This is a genomic window from Zobellia alginiliquefaciens (assembly GCF_029323795.1).
In the GTDB taxonomy this organism is placed as follows: domain Bacteria; phylum Bacteroidota; class Bacteroidia; order Flavobacteriales; family Flavobacteriaceae; genus Zobellia; species Zobellia alginiliquefaciens.
Window position 1 is genome coordinate 1,858,567 of record NZ_CP119758.1, and the last position, 15,703, is coordinate 1,874,269.

At 37.8% G+C, this 15,703-nt stretch carries 15 protein-coding genes; 1 reads left to right on the plus strand and 14 read right to left on the minus strand.

Annotated elements, in window-relative coordinates:
• Positions 1–11: 11 nt before the first annotated feature.
• The 7 genes from atpB to P0077_RS07960 form a co-directional block, all read right to left on the minus strand.
• A complete protein-coding gene (gene atpB / locus P0077_RS07935) occupies positions 12–1,190 on the minus strand; it encodes a F0F1 ATP synthase subunit A (RefSeq protein ID WP_276168577.1) in 1,179 nt (392 codons plus the stop codon).
• A gap of 95 nt (positions 1,191–1,285) precedes the next feature.
• Positions 1,286–1,672 (minus strand): DUF6168 family protein, encoded by a 387-nt coding sequence (locus tag P0077_RS20960; RefSeq protein ID WP_432422804.1) that lies wholly within the window; start codon positions 1,670–1,672, stop codon positions 1,286–1,288.
• A 2-nt stretch (positions 1,673–1,674) separates the two neighbouring features.
• Positions 1,675–1,899: an AtpZ/AtpI family protein gene (locus tag P0077_RS07940; RefSeq protein ID WP_194529134.1), complete on the minus strand. Its 225-nt coding sequence runs from the start codon at positions 1,897–1,899 to the stop codon at positions 1,675–1,677.
• The gene (locus P0077_RS07945; RefSeq protein WP_194525279.1) at positions 1,877–2,326 is read right to left on the minus strand and encodes a bactofilin family protein; all 450 of its coding nucleotides are present in this window, start codon (positions 2,324–2,326) and stop codon (positions 1,877–1,879) included. The genes P0077_RS07940 and P0077_RS07945 overlap by 23 nt, the downstream gene beginning before the upstream one ends.
• A gap of 3 nt (positions 2,327–2,329) precedes the next feature.
• Positions 2,330–4,882, minus strand: a complete 2,553-nt coding sequence (gene porW, locus P0077_RS07950) for a type IX secretion system periplasmic lipoprotein PorW/SprE (protein ID WP_276168579.1) — start codon at positions 4,880–4,882, stop codon at positions 2,330–2,332.
• Positions 4,883–5,297: 415 nt separating this feature from the next.
• On the minus strand, positions 5,298–6,026 hold the full coding sequence (locus P0077_RS07955; protein ID WP_276168580.1) for an ABC transporter ATP-binding protein: 729 nt from the start codon (positions 6,024–6,026) through the stop codon (positions 5,298–5,300).
• 37 nt (positions 6,027–6,063) lie between these two features.
• A complete protein-coding gene (locus P0077_RS07960) occupies positions 6,064–7,533 on the minus strand; it encodes a DUF5687 family protein (protein WP_276168581.1) in 1,470 nt (489 codons plus the stop codon).
• Between the two features lie 237 nt (positions 7,534–7,770).
• On the opposite strand from P0077_RS07960, the gene P0077_RS07965 reads away from it, so the two are divergent.
• Positions 7,771–8,820 (plus strand): ferredoxin--NADP reductase, encoded by a 1,050-nt coding sequence (locus P0077_RS07965; RefSeq protein ID WP_276168582.1) that lies wholly within the window; start codon positions 7,771–7,773, stop codon positions 8,818–8,820.
• A gap of 41 nt (positions 8,821–8,861) precedes the next feature.
• On the opposite strand, the gene P0077_RS07970 is transcribed toward P0077_RS07965, so the two are convergent.
• The 7 genes from P0077_RS07970 to P0077_RS08000 all read right to left on the minus strand — a co-directional run bounded on the left by P0077_RS07970 (position 8,862) and on the right by P0077_RS08000 (position 15,694).
• Positions 8,862–9,647 carry a patatin-like phospholipase family protein gene (locus P0077_RS07970; RefSeq protein ID WP_276168583.1) on the minus strand — a complete coding sequence of 262 codons (786 nt, stop codon included), beginning with the start codon at positions 9,645–9,647 and terminating at the stop codon, positions 8,862–8,864.
• Positions 9,648–9,681: 34 nt separating this feature from the next.
• Entirely contained in the window at positions 9,682–10,602 is a 921-nt protein-coding gene (locus tag P0077_RS07975) for a nucleoside hydrolase (protein WP_276168584.1), read from the minus strand.
• 26 nt (positions 10,603–10,628) lie between these two features.
• Positions 10,629–11,348: an ABC transporter ATP-binding protein gene (locus tag P0077_RS07980; RefSeq protein WP_276168585.1), complete on the minus strand. Its 720-nt coding sequence runs from the start codon at positions 11,346–11,348 to the stop codon at positions 10,629–10,631.
• Positions 11,349–12,122, minus strand: coding sequence for an ABC transporter permease (locus P0077_RS07985; RefSeq protein ID WP_276168586.1), 774 nt, complete (start codon positions 12,120–12,122; stop codon positions 11,349–11,351).
• Entirely contained in the window at positions 12,112–12,972 is an 861-nt protein-coding gene (locus P0077_RS07990) for an ABC transporter permease subunit (protein WP_276168587.1), read from the minus strand. The genes P0077_RS07985 and P0077_RS07990 overlap by 11 nt, the downstream gene beginning before the upstream one ends.
• A complete protein-coding gene (locus tag P0077_RS07995; protein WP_276168588.1) occupies positions 12,956–14,179 on the minus strand; it encodes an ABC transporter substrate-binding protein in 1,224 nt (407 codons plus the stop codon). The genes P0077_RS07990 and P0077_RS07995 overlap by 17 nt, the downstream gene beginning before the upstream one ends.
• Before the next feature lie 72 nt (positions 14,180–14,251).
• Positions 14,252–15,694: a SusD/RagB family nutrient-binding outer membrane lipoprotein gene (locus P0077_RS08000; protein ID WP_276168589.1), complete on the minus strand. Its 1,443-nt coding sequence runs from the start codon at positions 15,692–15,694 to the stop codon at positions 14,252–14,254.
• Positions 15,695–15,703: the final 9 nt, after the last annotated feature.

Genomic DNA, 15,703 nt, shown 5'->3' on the forward strand with positions numbered 1-15,703 from the left:
AAAACTCTCTTTTAGATGAAATCCCCCCTAACGTCTTCTGCGTCCGGAACTTCATGTCCATTTGCATCGTGCTCATGACCATGATCGTGCTCTGCAACGGCCATACCAATAAACAATGCTGATAACATAGTGAAAATATAGGCCTGTAAAAAGGCTACCAACACCTCAATAAGCGTAATGAAAAATGATAGTACCAATGACAGTCCTGTTGCACCAACCACACCTAAGCTTTTCTTAAGTGTAAACATAATGGCAATCAAACTCATAACTACAATGTGACCTGCGGATATGTTCGCGAACAAACGTACCAACAATGAAAAAGGCTTGATCACAAAAGCTCCGGCCAATTCTATAATAGCAAGAATCGGTCTAATCAAAACAGGAACTCCTGGCATCCAAACCATGTGCATCCAGTAGTCCTTGTTTCCGCTAAATGTATAGATGATCAAAGTAAAAATTGCCAAAGCAGCGGTAACGGCCAACTGACCTGTTACGTTAAAACCAAATGGCGTTAAACCTAGAAGGTTCAAAATCCATATAAAGAAAAACACGGTCAACAAATACCCCGTGAACTTGCGATATTTTTTCTCGCCGATGTTTGGCTTAGCAATCTCGTCTCTAACATAGATTACTAAAGGCTCCAATACTCTACCAAAACCGGTAGGCACTTTTTTCTTAGCGTATTGTTTTGCCAATGAAGAGAAAGCCCAAAGCATAAAAAGACCCACCAATAATATTCCAAAAACACTCTTAGTGATTGAAAAGTCTAAAACTTTAGCTGCATTTTCCGCATGGTGATGTTCATCAAATTGAACTTCAGTGGCACCTGCGTTCAATTCGTATATTTTTCCGTGAAGCTTTACGAACTTAGATCCGCCTTTCTCTACAATAACTTTTCCGGCATCATCATGATGAAATTCAGAAGACATGAAAGTCACCAACCCATTACTGGTCCAAAGAATAACCGGCAATGGAAAACCTACATGTTTACGCTCTCCATTATCACCTGTATAAGAAAACAAATGAAAATCATGCGCATCTTTAATGTGATGCTGAATGTATGCGTCCACCTCTGCTTTTGTGTCCACAGCTCCTTCATCGCCTCCCTCGGAGAGGGCAAAACCTTGAAAAGAAATGCAGAGTGTACAAAGTAATACTAGTGTTCTGACCAATTTTGAAACTTCCTTCATTATTTTCTATCAAAAAATTATGCTCCTGAAATTTTGCGCAAAAGTAGGTAATCTTACTGTAATACAAAGCATTTTTATTCCATAAAATTTTGAAACTATCTGCGTTGCATAATTTTTGAAACAAAAAAGACTTCTAGGACTAAAAAAACAAACACAGGAATTAAGAGAGAAGCTCTATAGAATCTCGGTAAATACTGATCTCCCATAAGTTGCGGGTAGCACATGGCAGTATAAGCTGCTATTTTAAAAACCAAAAGTCCCATATAAATGAAACCTAATTGGACAAAAACTTTTTCACTTTTTGAGAGAAGTTGAAAAGCAATTATTACCGATAAAGAGAAAACAAAATGAAAAATATAGGCTTTTTGAAGTAGTTCATTAAAGTCTAAATTATCATCTGTCAATAAAAATTGATGAAGAAAAAAAGAAGTCGCGCCCACCAAAATGAACACGACTATGTATTGTACTATTTGTTTGATCAATGCTATTTATTTAGTGTCATCACTTTTTTGATGACGATATACATCGACAAAAATACGGCAAGTAAGGTAAATGTATCCTCAAGAAACGTTTTTTCAAACTTTACATCTAGCCAGGCCCCCAAAAGATTGCCCAAATAGATGGTAACACCCATTTGTATGGCAATGCCCGAAAAACTGGCCGCAGTACGTATTAAATTTGAATTATCACGAGGCTTTTGCTGGCTCATTGCTTGTACTAGAACTATTGCTTAAAGAAGACTTAAAACTGCTAGAACCGCTGTTTAAAGATCCGCCTTTACCTTTCATGGTACATGAAGCGTTAAAAGTAGCTCCTGGCTCAACGGCCAATTTAGTTACGGATACAGTGCCCTCAATTACGGCAGAGGATTTAAGGGAAAGCAAATCGGATACTAAAAGCTCTCCGTTGAAGCTTCCTTCAATATCAGCATTTACACATTCTACTTTACCATGAATGTAGCCATCTTTACCAATAACTACTTTACCGGTAGTCTTTACGTTACCATCTAATTTTCCATCAATTCTGAAGTCTGCTTCAGATTCGATATCACCTTTAATTTTTGTGTGCTTGGAAATTCTGTTAGGTTGTGCGCCAATTTCGTTCATAGTTCTAGGTTTTTTGTTGTCAGAAAACATTTGTTAAGGTTTTGGGGTTAAAATTTGATTTTTATAAGATTGTAGGTTTTTATGTACCTGTATAATTTTATAGTTGGTAGATAAAATTACAAAATTCTCATTCTCAATAAGGTAATCCTTGTTAAATTTTATAAGCTCTGCAAAGCCCAAGGCATAATCTTTAGACTTAAAGCCATGTACGACCACAAATTGGTCTTCTAAGGTATAGATATCTTTTGAAACAACATTCTTGTACCTCAAATCTATAATTGCATCTTCTAATGCCTTCTTTACCCTTTTGGCAATTTCATCATTACTTCTTCTAAACGGGAAAACCACTTTCCAATTTCCGGTGCCGGATGAACCGAGTTCCGTAGAAAAATCTTTAACCGCCAATTTAGGAAGTTGTTCGGCCACCATTTGCTCTGCTTTTTTACCTTCCGGATTGTTAGGATAGGTCAGAGCCACATAATTGAGGGCTTCCTCAAATGGCTTAAAACCGTTCAATCTACCAATAGCATTTGTCTTCAACATTTCAAATTTAGGCACTATGGGGTCTCCCGTAAACTTTTCTATATTCTCTTCCGCTCCCGTAATCGTCCTTAAAAACTCTTGTTTTTGGTACATGCGGTATAAGGCTGCGTAGCGCGCATCCGGGCTATCGGCATCATCTTCTAACACCGCTCTTGGATTTAGTATAATCTCTGCATAGCGCGAGTCTGCATGATTACTTAATATATCATTTTTCATTGAAGCCAACAATGGGCTACCCTCTTCCTCATAAATCTTATACAAATTATATTTTGATGGAAGAATCAATCGTTCTTCGGGCTCTGAATCCAAAACATTTTCCAATTTTTCAGCCGCCAAAAGGTTCTCTTTAAACTTTTCCTTATAAATCAATCCCAATTGATAATTGGCAAAGTTCCTTTCTCCCTTTAAACTATCAATTACAGTAACATCTGTTGGTATTCTATCTAAATAATAATCGACCGAAAATTTTTCTTCCTCTCCCACATCGGCATAAATACTATCATTTGAAGCAAGGGCTTCATTATTTTCTTGCGATAACGTTCTTTTTTTGTTGCTCCATCTCCAATCATCTTCTAACACTCTTTTACCCCATCTTTGGACAAAATCGTTTTTACCATAACCCAAACTTTTCAGGTTGTAAAAGTAGAATTTACCTTGGTTTTCCTTTCCACCTTTACTTTTCGCAAATTCCGCAAAGCCCGTAGCCAATCTTCTTTCTTCTTTTTTTGCCGCTGCATCTTTTGCCGCTTGCAATTCTGCTATATAATCTTCAAAATAAGCTGTACGTTCTGCTAACGGTAAATTATATAACGTAATGACACTATCCGTTTGATGGGCAATATCTTCATATTTAATAACATCCTCAAGGTTATCTAGTTTCTTCTTGGTGGATCTATACTTCTTGGTGTTTTCATCTAGATTGGGAATAACACTGTCATAATAAGCTCCTGCCAGTTTATACTCATTATGATCAAAATTATAAACGGCCAAATTCTCATAATTGAGAGCATTCAACTTAGGTTCGTTTTGTGTGGCGCGAAGTGACTTGTTAAAATAGGCTATGGCCATACTATCATTCTCCTGCTCTAAATGATACTCCGCTACTTGGCGATAAATAATATCCAGAAACGGTCGGTTCTCTCGGTTTTCTTCCAAATCCGTAAGATACTCCAACATCTCCTCACTATTCTCAGATGTGATTTTAGTGTTTCGGATTTTTTGAATCTCCGCATTGATCATATAAACCCGGGGTGATTTTCTATTGAGGTCAATTACTTTGGTAAAGGCATAATTAGCACTATCCTTATGATTCATTTGATTGTACAACTGCCCAATAATATAGTAGTAACGCCCTTTTTCCTCATTCTTCTTGGTGTAATGCGATGCTACTTTTAAATGCTGAACAGCGGTATCCAATACCTTTTCGTTGATGTAGGCCTGAGCCATCATGGCACGCGCATCAGCATATTCTTGATCAGATAACTGTTCAAACTTTAAAAGTCGCTTTAAGTTTTTTATAGCCAACTCATCATTCTCAAGTCTAATGTTTACCTTCTCGCGCCAAATATGCGCTTCGTTCAGCTTATCACTATAATCGTATTTTCTGATTATATAATTAAAAGCCTCAAGCGCTGGCATATAGCGCTGATCAAAATAACGCGCCTTACCTAAAAGTAAAAAAGCCTCATCTGTCTGCGGGTTCCTTTCCACATCTCTAATGTCCATACTATGCTTCTGTATGGCTTTGGTGGCTTTCTCTTCGGCAATAATAAAATTAGGGTTGTTATCCTCAGAATCTAACTTAATATCTTCGGTTACTTCTAAACGCTCAATGGGTAAAACCTCCCAATAATCATCATGATAATTAAGATTGAGTTCCGCCCTACCTTCTTCAAAAGCGATGTTACCATTGTACAAAGTGTTGTACTTGGTATTGAGCGCATGCCAATTACGATTAACAAATGCGTCTTTTTTGGTAGAACATGCGTTTAGAACAATGCCCCCCAGAATTGAAAAAATGATAAGTTTATAGTGCAGCTTCAAAATTGTATATCTACGTACTTTACTCTAACTAAAAAAGAACGGGATTATTATGCAGTTGGTCGATAAAAAGTTTATCGTTCGGGGTTTACGCAAGGAAAAAGATAGACTGGCACGAGCAAATGCGGCGTTTTTATTATAGTGCCCATCTCATGACCATTTTAACTTTAAATTTAAGTCCGAATTTTCTTTTTGACGGATTCAACGGTATACAAAGTACGTGAAGTTTGCAGAAAGCTGAAAAACGGAAGTCCACTTTTCACCGACCAAGTAGTCTGTGATTGTTCATTTCACCGATAAGAGGCCTAATTTATTACCAATTATCAGAAGTAAACGGCACGTAATCGGAAGTGTTTCCTAAGCTATCGGAGTTTTTCAAAAACCGAACCGACCGTATAGTCGGTTTCATGAAAAAGGATTATGCGACCGGAATATCATCTTGAGGCGCCTCTTTTCCACCAAAAAACAGTTCCAATTCTTTTAGTGTGGCCTCTGAGGTTGCAATGTCTTTTACAATTTCGCCTTTGTTCAATACCACAATTCGTTCGCACACCTCGGTTACATGAATTAGATCGTGGCTAGAGACCAAAACCGTAACCCCTTGTTTGGAAGCCAAATCCTTAATAATATTTTTAAGTCGAATTTGAGTTGTTGGATCCAGATTAGCAAAAGGTTCATCTAAAATAACCACTTCTGGATTGCCAATAAAAGATGCCACAATACCCGCTTTCTTTTGGTTTCCTTTTGAAAGGTCTCTCAGGTATTTTTTCTGATTTAGAATTTCACCGTGAAAGAAATCTTCAAAATTTGAGAGCAGCCCATCTACATCTGCTTTATTCTGTTTCCGTAATTCACCAATGAAATAGAAATATTCCTCCGGGGTCAAATAGCCGATCAAAAAAGTTTCATCAATAAAAGACGATGTATGCTTTTTCCAGGTTTCGCTTTGGTCTACTTGAATCTCATTATTAATAATATGGCCCGTGGTAGGCTGAATCAAATCTAACAAAAGACTAAAAAAAGTAGTTTTGCCGGCACCGTTGTTACCTACAAGGCCAAAACTTTGCCCTTTGGGAATTTCAAGATGTTCAAGATTCAATACGGTTTTACCAACGTATTTTTTAGTAAGGTTCTGAACTGTTATCATAATTAAAAATAATGTTCTTGTTTCAATTTAAAAGCTTCTAGCTGTTTTGTTCTTTAAAGCCGGCAATCATTCCGTACTTTTTCTTTCGGTACACTTTAGTAATCATATTTAGCAAAATGTTCTTAAAAGCAAAGCCCAACAAGCCGAACACACTTAAAACGATTACAGCTACTTGAAACGACACCAGATAATAAAATAAGGTGAAGATTGCTATTGGAAGGCCAAATAGGGGAATACCCACTAAAAATTGGGCTGCACCCATACCCTGCATATTACCCACAGCACTTTTATTAAGATCTATACGCTTTTTGTTCATGGAGCCAAAAAATAAAATCATGGGCACATTTACACCTGCATTGTATAGCGCACAACTAAAATTTATGGCCAAGGCCTGCCACCCAAAACAAACATATGGAATAGATAGGAGAAACATAACTCCAACACTAATATAAATTAAGCGCGCCTTTGATTCTAGATAGCTTCGTAATGGAATATTCTGAGACATCATCATACTGTAATAGGAGCTATCCCACGCAGGGATAAACTGTCCAAAATTCATCAAAAAGATTCCCGTCATAAAAATACCCACAAAAACAAGCATTGGTGATGTATCGCCAAAGTCGTCCATCGTATAAAAAAGAAGACCGTACAGAATCATGGCCAACGAGATAAAAACCTGTGTTTTGGTTCGTTTGTTGCGCCAAATCAGCTTTAAATCCAATTGTAAATATGGAGCAATGTCACCAAAGCGCTTGGTCCACGACAAATCCGATGAAGTAACTTCCGTTGTCTTTTTCTTAAGTGTCGTATCTAGATATATTCGGCTTCTTAGGTACGAGTAGTTCATGTAATAGGTAGCGAATGCTACGCCTAACGGAATTAGGGCATACAACGGATTCTCATATAAGCTATAAAAAATCTGGCCTGCATATTCTTTTACAGGAAGGATACCAAAATAATCTAAACCATAACAAGCCAGCAAAAGAGTGCCGATCACGACTAAAGCTTTATCACTCTTGTTCACTATAAAATTGACATAATTAATACTGAGAACAATACCAATAATGCCCAATAACCAAAATAAAACGTTTTGTGGAGCATACCCTTTTATAAGTAGAACTACACTAAACGGAACAAAGAAAAACAAAGCCAAAAAATTATAAAAAGAAACCGCCGAACGTCCTAAAATATAATGGGCAATGCTGCTTTTATTAATAGGTAGTGTCAAAAACGGCTTAATATCCAATACGGGAAGCTTTTGCATAAAATAGCGCAGAAACAACTCCCCCAATACCCAGTACAAAAGATACTGGTTCAAAAAAACCACAGGGTCCACATTGGGTATTGTCTTTTTTAAAATAAAGAATAGGGTAGAGCCTAGAAAGCCTAACATCCCCATAAGATAGAGTGCAAAGAAACCCATTAGTATTTTAACGCCCAAGCTCTTACCCAGTGCCGAAGAGCGAAAGAAAGATTTCCATTGCAGCTTAATGAAGCTTTTAAACATAAGAAATAGATTACTGGTCTGGTAAGTTAGTATTTAAAAGGATAGGATTAGTTACAAAAATTTTAAGATATTTTGTATTCAGAGTAGGTTTTTGACCTAAAAATTTATCACAACATCTATTATACCTACGTCCGATATTTTCAAAAACAGCATATAAGTTTCTTTTTTTACCGTTTCCGTTTCAAATGGCTCTATCAATGCTTATTTTTGCGGTCACATTTGACTAAATAAAATACAATGGTGCATTTTCACTCCTTGACCGTAAAACATATAAAACCGCTTACACCAAGTTCGGTTGCTATAACTTTTACCATACCTAAAGACCTTATACAAACTTTTGATTTTGTTCCCGGGCAATATATTACCATTAAAATGGAGCTCAAAGGCAAAGAGATCAGAAGGGCTTACTCTATCTGTTCTTCACCTAAAAGCGATTGTTTTACAATTGGCGTCAAGAAAGTTGATAAAGGCGGATTCTCAGATTACGCACATACCAAACTAAAAGCCGGTGATGTTTTAGAAGTGATGCCTCCTGAAGGTAGGTTTACTTTTCAGCCTACCGGTAAAGTGAAAAACATTGCGGCTTTTGCTGCGGGTAGTGGTATAACACCGATTATGAGTATTGCTAAGGCGGTATTGGCAGATAACCCTAAAAACAAATTTGTTCTCGTTTACGGAAATAAATCCCATAAAGAAGCGATGTTCTATACTGATTTGGCAAAATTGGAACTAGAGTACGCGGGCCGATTTAATGTGTATTTCATTACTAGCCAGACCCAAGAAGACGATTCTCTTTTTGGACGTATTGATGTGTCCACGGTAAATTATGCGCTTAATAATAAACAGAAAGATGTAGATTTTGATGGGTATTACCTTTGTGGACCGGAAGCAATGATAAATTTAGTTTCCGATACGCTACAAGAGAACGACATTCCAAAAGATAAAATTCATTTTGAACTCTTTACCACAACCGAAATTTTAGATGAGCTACCCGAGCAAGCGGAAGGCAAAACTAAAGTTACCATTATGGTTGACGATGAGGAATTCACTTTAGAGATGGATAAAAAGGAGATAGTTCTTGATGCTGTTCTCAAGCAGAATATTGATGCTCCTTATTCTTGCCAAGGTGGAGTTTGTAGTAGCTGTATTGCCAGGATAACGGAAGGAAAAGCCGAAATGGTAAAAAACCAGATTCTTACCGATGGCGAAATCGAAGAAGGTTTGATTCTTACTTGCCAGGCGCACCCGACAACACCCACCTTAAAAGTAGATTATGATGATGTTTAAACAACATCCTTTTAAAAAATAAAGAAAGCCACAATTGTCATTTACAGTTGTGGCTTTTTTAATAGCTCTTCTAATTTTCTCGCTGTATTTTCATAACCAATGAGATAGGCCTTTTCAATTCCTTTCCGGTCTAACACCCCAATATGTTCCAGTTCCTTAAACTCCATTAACAAATCGCAAGCTTCAAGTTTTTTTCTGTTGATGGCGTAAATCATAAGGCCGGTTACCCTGCCCGTAAGCTGTATTGAATTTTTAAGGTGAGTTTTATTGAGCTCACTAACCACCGAGACATTACTACCAATAATATATTCCGCCTGACCCATAACCGGTTCCAGCGGAAAGTTGTTCATAATACCGCCATCCGCATAAAGTCCTCCATTCATCTCTACGGGACTAAAAACCGGTGGTAATGCTGCAGATGCCAATAATGGTCTAATAAGCTCTCCTTCAGAAAAATATTCAAGATCTCCCTTTTCAAGGTTGGTAGCCGTTACGTGTAGTTTTTTATGAAGAGCTTCAAACGTATCATCGGGAAAAAAGGCTTTGAATACATCAAAATACCTATCGGTATCAATAAAACCGGGCTTTACTATAGTCAGGAAGTTGTATTTAAATAAAGGGGTTTCCTTAAAAAAGGCCATCATATCTAGAACCGAGTTTCCGTTGGCGTACAATGCGCCTACTAAAGCCCCTACGCTACTACCTCCTATGACACTAGCGGTAAGTCCAAACTCGTTCATAGCCTGAATTAGACCGATATGAGCCATACCGCGTACCCCTCCGCCAGAAAGCACAAGTCCCAGTGATTTTGTTTCTAAGTCCTTCATTGTAGTTATTCTGAAAACGACATTGCGAAGGTATTTATTTCAATAGACTATCCATCAATTTTTTGTGATAGTCTGAAACTACATCGTAACAGTACTTCACGGGAAAACCTTCTTTCTTGTCGCATATCAAATACGGTTTGAACACTTGTTTCTCGTTTTCTTTGACCGTATCATCCTGATGAATTTCTAGTCGAGCATGAAGTTCTTCGGAAACAATATCCTCAGGTGAAATAATATAATGGCTCGCCAATACATCAAAAGGATTGAACCCATCAGCACCTTGATCTAGCCATTGCTGTAACCAAGCACGGGAAGCTTCCGCTATCCATTGATTTCCTTTATCACCGTTTGCCAAAGCATCTAAATCATCGGCTTTAATCCAAACTTTATTAGAAATCTCAAATGGACAAAGAGTTACCGGCACGCCATTTTCGAATAGTATACGAAACGCATCATTATCCAAATCAAAATTTAGGTCTTGTGCGTGATTGCCCTTGTTCCCAATCCTAAAATAGTCTTTAGGGGTTCTACGACCGGCAACCAAAACCACTTCTAAAATCTGGCTCTTCAGTTCTGGGTATTTTAAAAGTAAAAGGCCAACGTTGGTTGCGGGACCAATAGCCATAATTATCATGGGCTGTTTACGGAGCGCTTCTGCGAACGCATCAACAGCTTCGTTACTTTCTACCGCTTTGAGGTTTATAGCTTCGCCAGCTCCTCTATAAACAGGTATTTCGCCAAGAGCAAACTCAGTACTCATTTTTTGGCTCAGCGGATATGAATTTTCAATAACCGTGTTTCCAAAAACGGCACTGATGCCACAAACATCAATAGTATCAGCTTTTATCAGTTGCAAAACGGCATACCCATCGTCAACATCGCAATAGCCTTTGCGCTTCTCTCTTGTCATACCCACTGAAAGATCAGTGTCTATCCATACCTTTTTCTTCGTCATTCTATCTGAATTATTTTTTTACCCTGTTATATCAATCCTCCCCAAAAATCGATTTCATTCCGAACACCGGTCTGCGGGTCTTGAATAAAATCTTTTTTATCCTCATAAATCTTTAAAATACCATCTTCCATAAAACCGATTTGGTCTCCCATCAAAACCGCTTCTTTTAAATCATGCGTAACAAAAAGTGAGGTAATTTTGAACTCCTCGGTCAACCTTTTAAATAGCTCCTGCATTCGTTGGCGCGTGCCCGTATCCAAACTCCCAAAAGGCTCATCTAAAAGCAAAAGCGAAGGGCTGGTACTTATAGCTCGCCCAAAAGAAACACGTTGCCGTTGCCCACCGGATAGTTGTGTAGGCATTTTATCCGATTGTCCTTCTAGTTCTAAACTTTTAAGCATGTGATTAACCTTCTCTTTTATTAAACCTTCCGGTATTTTTTTAAGGCGAAGTCCAAAAGCGATATTCTCAAAAGCATTTAAATGAGGAAAAAGCAAGTCTTCTTGATACAGATAAACAATGTTTCTCTTTTCGGGTTTAACCGCGGTAATATCTTCTCCGTTCAATAAAATTCTCCCTGAATCCGGCGTAATTAGTCCGCCTATAGTTTTAAGCATCGTGGTTTTTCCACAGCCAGATTTTCCTAAAATACTTAGGGTCTGCTTAGCTTCAAGTGAAAAATTAAGGTCTTTGACCACATTTTCCACTTCAAAACTTTTTACGATATGTTGTACCTCAAGAAACATTTAAACCAATTTTTTAAACACATAACGTTTGTTAAAATACAATAAAACTACCGGTGGAAAAATCAATAAACAGCAACTTAATGCTCCATAATAATAGTTGGCCTCCTTAATAAACAAGAACACCTTGATAGTTAAGGTTTGCACCTTACCAATCCCAATAATAGAAGTTAAGCCATACTCAAACCATGAAATAAGAAAGGTCTGAAAAAAGCAGATAAGAATAAGGCCTTTTGCCAAGGGTAATAAAACCTTGGTATAGGCCTGCCATTTGTTTCCGCCTAAGGTAGCCACCAAATCTTCATAGTTTTTAACCTTTTCGTTCCAAAAACTGCTAAAAAAAAGCAGAGCATAAGGGAAAGCGATGATGAACTGCGCCACAACAACACCGGTCATATTCCCGAACAACCCCATTTTTAAAAAGAAAAAGCTGAGACAGGCCGCGAAAACGACGGGTGACAATATGTATGGAAAATAGGCAAGTAACGTCAATGTCTTTCTCTTGGGGTGATAAAAAACGGACTTACTAATTAAAAATCCGGAAGCTGTTGAAAATACTGCCACAGAAAGTGATATTACCAAAGAGGACAAAAAACTTTGTAAAAGTCCTGTTTCTGAATCAAAAACGGTCTGCCAATTCCTTAACCCTAAATAAGAGGGCCAAACATCAGGAAATCTCCATTCTGAAGCCAACGACAAAAACACGAGGTAGACGAACGGAAACAGTATCAACAGCACCGCCAGACTAAGCACAAAGGGTTTCCAGTTAATTCGCATAGGCTGTTTTTCTTTTGGGGAGAAACAATGCAATTGCGGTCACCGAGACAATTATCGTATACAATACAGCAACAACATATCCTTCGGAAATTTTATCCAGATCATATTGTTTAATCTCTTGAATAATTAGAACAGACAGCATTTGAGGTGATTCTTGACCTAAAATTAAGGGGACCTCATAAGCCCCTAAAAGAAAAATAAAATAGAGCACGATAAGCACCCAGGTCTTTTTAATTAGAATAGGCAAAAAGATCTTTTTTGCAATTTGATTGGCACTGGCTCCCAGTGATTGTGCCAAAATAGAAAGTTCCTCTACACGTTCGTTTTTATAAACATTTAGAAAAAGTAATATAAAAAAAGGCATAATCAGGGCGATAAAAGACAGTATGATACCGAATGCTAAACCATCATTTACCAAATCCGGAAACTGAGAAGCCTCTGTAATAAACCCTAACTTATGGCTAATACGGGCTAAAAAACCTCCTTTAGAAAAAAGCTGGAATGTAAAAAAGCCGGTAACAATACCTGGAATCGCCAAAGGCAAATAGATAATAAAGGAGAAAAAACGGCTTTCTAATTGCTCTTTAAATTTTAGTGTTATCCAAAGTGCCCCACCAACCGAAATAACCACCGCAACCAAGGCAATTAAAACGCTAAACCCTAGTGATTTAAAAAATGAGCCGGATGCAATTACGGTTTCCCAGAATTTTAAAGTAAAACCATCGTTTGCTACACCAGTAACACCAAAACTGTACAGCAGGGCATATATAAATGCCGCGGCAAAAGGAACTATACCTATAAGTATAAAAAATAGTACGCCTATGTTGGCTTTCTTAATTCTCAATGACATGTTTTCTAAAGTCCTCGTATAAACGAATCATATATTCCGGTGCAGGTTCCGTGATGGCGTTCAACTCCAATTCTCTTATACTCGGACCAAATTCCCGCTTTTTAGCATCAAGGAATTTCATACTCCAATCTGGAGGCAGTTCACTCATGTCCAAAACCGTATTGGAATTCATTCCGTCAACATCGGATTTTTTGAGTTGAGCTTCAGGAGAAAGCAAAAAATTAATCACTTGCATTGTAGCTGCCTTTTGGGGTGCATTATGCAAAATTCCGAGGTAATTAGTGTTTCTTATCGTACCGTTTTCCCAAGCATACCCTTTGGTAGATTTTGGATAAAATCCGCTCAATACTTTATCTTCAATACTACCTTCCCTAAATCCATAGGTAAGAAGCAATTCTCCATTAGCAAAAAGCTGGTTCATTTTAGATTGCTCTTTAGGAAAAGTACTTCCTTCCTTCCAAAAATATTGCTTGCTCTCATTTATGAAGGCCCATAATTTTGCTGAGAGCTCTTGGTATTTATTTTCGTCAAAATTTCCATCCAGAGCATTTGGGCTACCACCTATTTCGGCCATCAAACTCTTTAAGAACGTCATACCCGTAAAATCATTAGAAATCGTAAACGTCCCCGGATTTTCTTTAATAAATATTTCAAACTCAGGAATACTTTTAGGCGGACTTGATGTCTTCTGTGAATCGTATACGATTGCAAACTGATTTATACTCCACGGGGCCTCCATACCATTTACGGGTTGTTGAAAATCCGTATTTATAAAAGGATTATCAAAATCTATAAATTTGGAATTTGGTAGCTTCTCCACGAATGATCCCCAAAGCCCGTCTACCTTTCTTAATTGGAAAAATGTCTCTCCATTGATCCAAACCATATCTACTTGCCCTTCATCAATATCGGCTTGCTTTTCTCCCATAACCAACTGCACGATTTCGGGCCCTTGACCACCACTAATTTGTAAGTCAATATCATACTTCTCCTTAACCGTTGGCACTACATAGTTATTTATGTAATCATTAATGGCCGTACTGCCCTGCCACATCATGAAGTTAACGGTTTTACCCTCAGATTTCTTTTCGATTTCCTGCCATGTTGCGCTCTTCAATTGTTCATCGTCTTGTTTAGATTTCTCTCCACAACCGAGTAAACTTAGCCCTATTAAAAAACCAAATAGTATATTTCTAATCCTATTCATTTTAACTACTTCTTTGACCTACAAAATCACTTTGTCGTATAATCCTATAAACCTTTATAATTTTCTTCAATATCAATCTTTTTCCCACCAACCTTTACTGTTGATATTATCTCCTCCAATTCTTTCGGCTGCCGCTTTATAATTGGCACTATTTGTTGCTTGCTCAGATTCCGGATACAAATACCGAACGGGATATTTATTATTGTTCAGGTTATCAGGACCTGGTTTTAAATTCGGAATACCCGTTCTTCGTACATTAAACCATGCTTCGTGGCCATTCGAAATTAAGCTAAACCATTTTTGAGTCAAAATTTTGTTTAGATTATCAGTTCCATTCAATACAATTGATTCCTGGGATACATAACCAGTTGGGAGCTCAACATCATAATATTCAAAACTTGCAGCAATACCCGCTTCGTAATACGCTTGTACATCTCCAGAGATATAACCACGCTCTACAGCTTCTGCCAAAGCAAACTGCACCTCTGAATATTGCATAAACTGTGCATCCACCCCATCAGGAACATCTCTAAAAATAGCACCGAACAAAGAAACGTCATTTAAATCGATTCCCTTTTCTGCAATAGTTTCTCGATCTTGACCATTGACCAACCCCTTAAATTCAGGATTTCCTGTATTAATGCTTACCTGGGTTGGTTTGTACAAAACCTCAACCCTAGGGTCGTTCCACAGAGTTAAAACCGAATCAACGGTTGCCGTCATACGGTGTTCTTGATATAGGCCCAAAGCGGCCAACGTCATTGGGTATTGATTGGGTGCCGAAGTCAAATAGGGCAACACAGCATTATCGGCATTTGACTGCATTAGTTTACCTGATTCCGCCAAAACCTGAATCTCAGAATAATCGGTAAGCCGTTTACTAATTCTTAAAAGATAACGTAAACGCAAGGAATTGGCAAAACGCATCCATTTGTTCAAATCCCCATTAAACATAACATCCCCATTTATAGTGGCATTTGAATTTTCTAAAGTAGCCGCTGCCCGTTCCAAAACAACTAAAATACCTGTTTCCGAATCTGTATAAATACTCTCTTGCGTATCATAAGCTGGTGTAAACTGGCCCTCCAACGCATTGACGGCATCGGTATAGGGTACATCTCCCCACATATCCGTTAATTGAGAGAACAGAAAGCTTTGCATTACATCTCCAATGGCATTATACGCCTCATTAGAGCCTTGTAGCTCTCGCATAGATTTAATATCGCTCAGCAATTGAAAAATGATATTCCAATACTCGCTATTCGTTCCCATTTCGTAACGGTCAATGCGCTCAAATTCTACACTAGCTGCAAACTGCTGAATGTAATTAGCCAAACGAAACCCTTGATTGTACGCATTCTGGTCTGCTTCAACCGAAATAACGTTTGCCAACAAAAACTGTGGATCTACTGATTCCGGAGAATTTGGGTTTTCATTAAGTTCTTCAAACTCATCTGTACAACTCCCAAATAACAAGATAAAACTTGTAAGGGTTACTATATATAGTTTGTTCATTGTTTTAAT

Excerpts from the sequence above, each read along its gene's own strand:
- atpB (WP_276168577.1), bottom strand. The coding sequence starts at position 1,190 with ATGAAGGAAGTTTCAAAATTGGTCAGAACACTAGTATTACTTTGTACA.
- P0077_RS07940 (WP_194529134.1), bottom strand. The coding sequence starts at position 1,899 with ATGAGCCAGCAAAAGCCTCGTGATAATTCAAATTTAATACGTACTGCG.
- P0077_RS07945 (WP_194525279.1), bottom strand. The coding sequence starts at position 2,326 with ATGTTTTCTGACAACAAAAAACCTAGAACTATGAACGAAATTGGCGCA.
- P0077_RS07955 (WP_276168580.1), bottom strand. The coding sequence starts at position 6,026 with ATGATAACAGTTCAGAACCTTACTAAAAAATACGTTGGTAAAACCGTA.
- P0077_RS07960 (WP_276168581.1), bottom strand. The coding sequence starts at position 7,533 with ATGTTTAAAAGCTTCATTAAGCTGCAATGGAAATCTTTCTTTCGCTCT.
- P0077_RS07965 (WP_276168582.1), top strand. The coding sequence starts at position 7,771 with ATGGTGCATTTTCACTCCTTGACCGTAAAACATATAAAACCGCTTACA.
- P0077_RS07970 (WP_276168583.1), bottom strand. The coding sequence starts at position 9,647 with ATGAAGGACTTAGAAACAAAATCACTGGGACTTGTGCTTTCTGGCGGA.
- P0077_RS07975 (WP_276168584.1), bottom strand. The coding sequence starts at position 10,602 with ATGACGAAGAAAAAGGTATGGATAGACACTGATCTTTCAGTGGGTATG.
- P0077_RS07980 (WP_276168585.1), bottom strand. The coding sequence starts at position 11,348 with ATGTTTCTTGAGGTACAACATATCGTAAAAAGTTTTGAAGTGGAAAAT.
- P0077_RS07985 (WP_276168586.1), bottom strand. The coding sequence starts at position 12,122 with ATGCGAATTAACTGGAAACCCTTTGTGCTTAGTCTGGCGGTGCTGTTG.
- P0077_RS07990 (WP_276168587.1), bottom strand. The coding sequence starts at position 12,972 with ATGTCATTGAGAATTAAGAAAGCCAACATAGGCGTACTATTTTTTATA.
- P0077_RS07995 (WP_276168588.1), bottom strand. The coding sequence starts at position 14,179 with ATGAATAGGATTAGAAATATACTATTTGGTTTTTTAATAGGGCTAAGT.
- P0077_RS08000 (WP_276168589.1), bottom strand. The coding sequence starts at position 15,694 with ATGAACAAACTATATATAGTAACCCTTACAAGTTTTATCTTGTTATTT.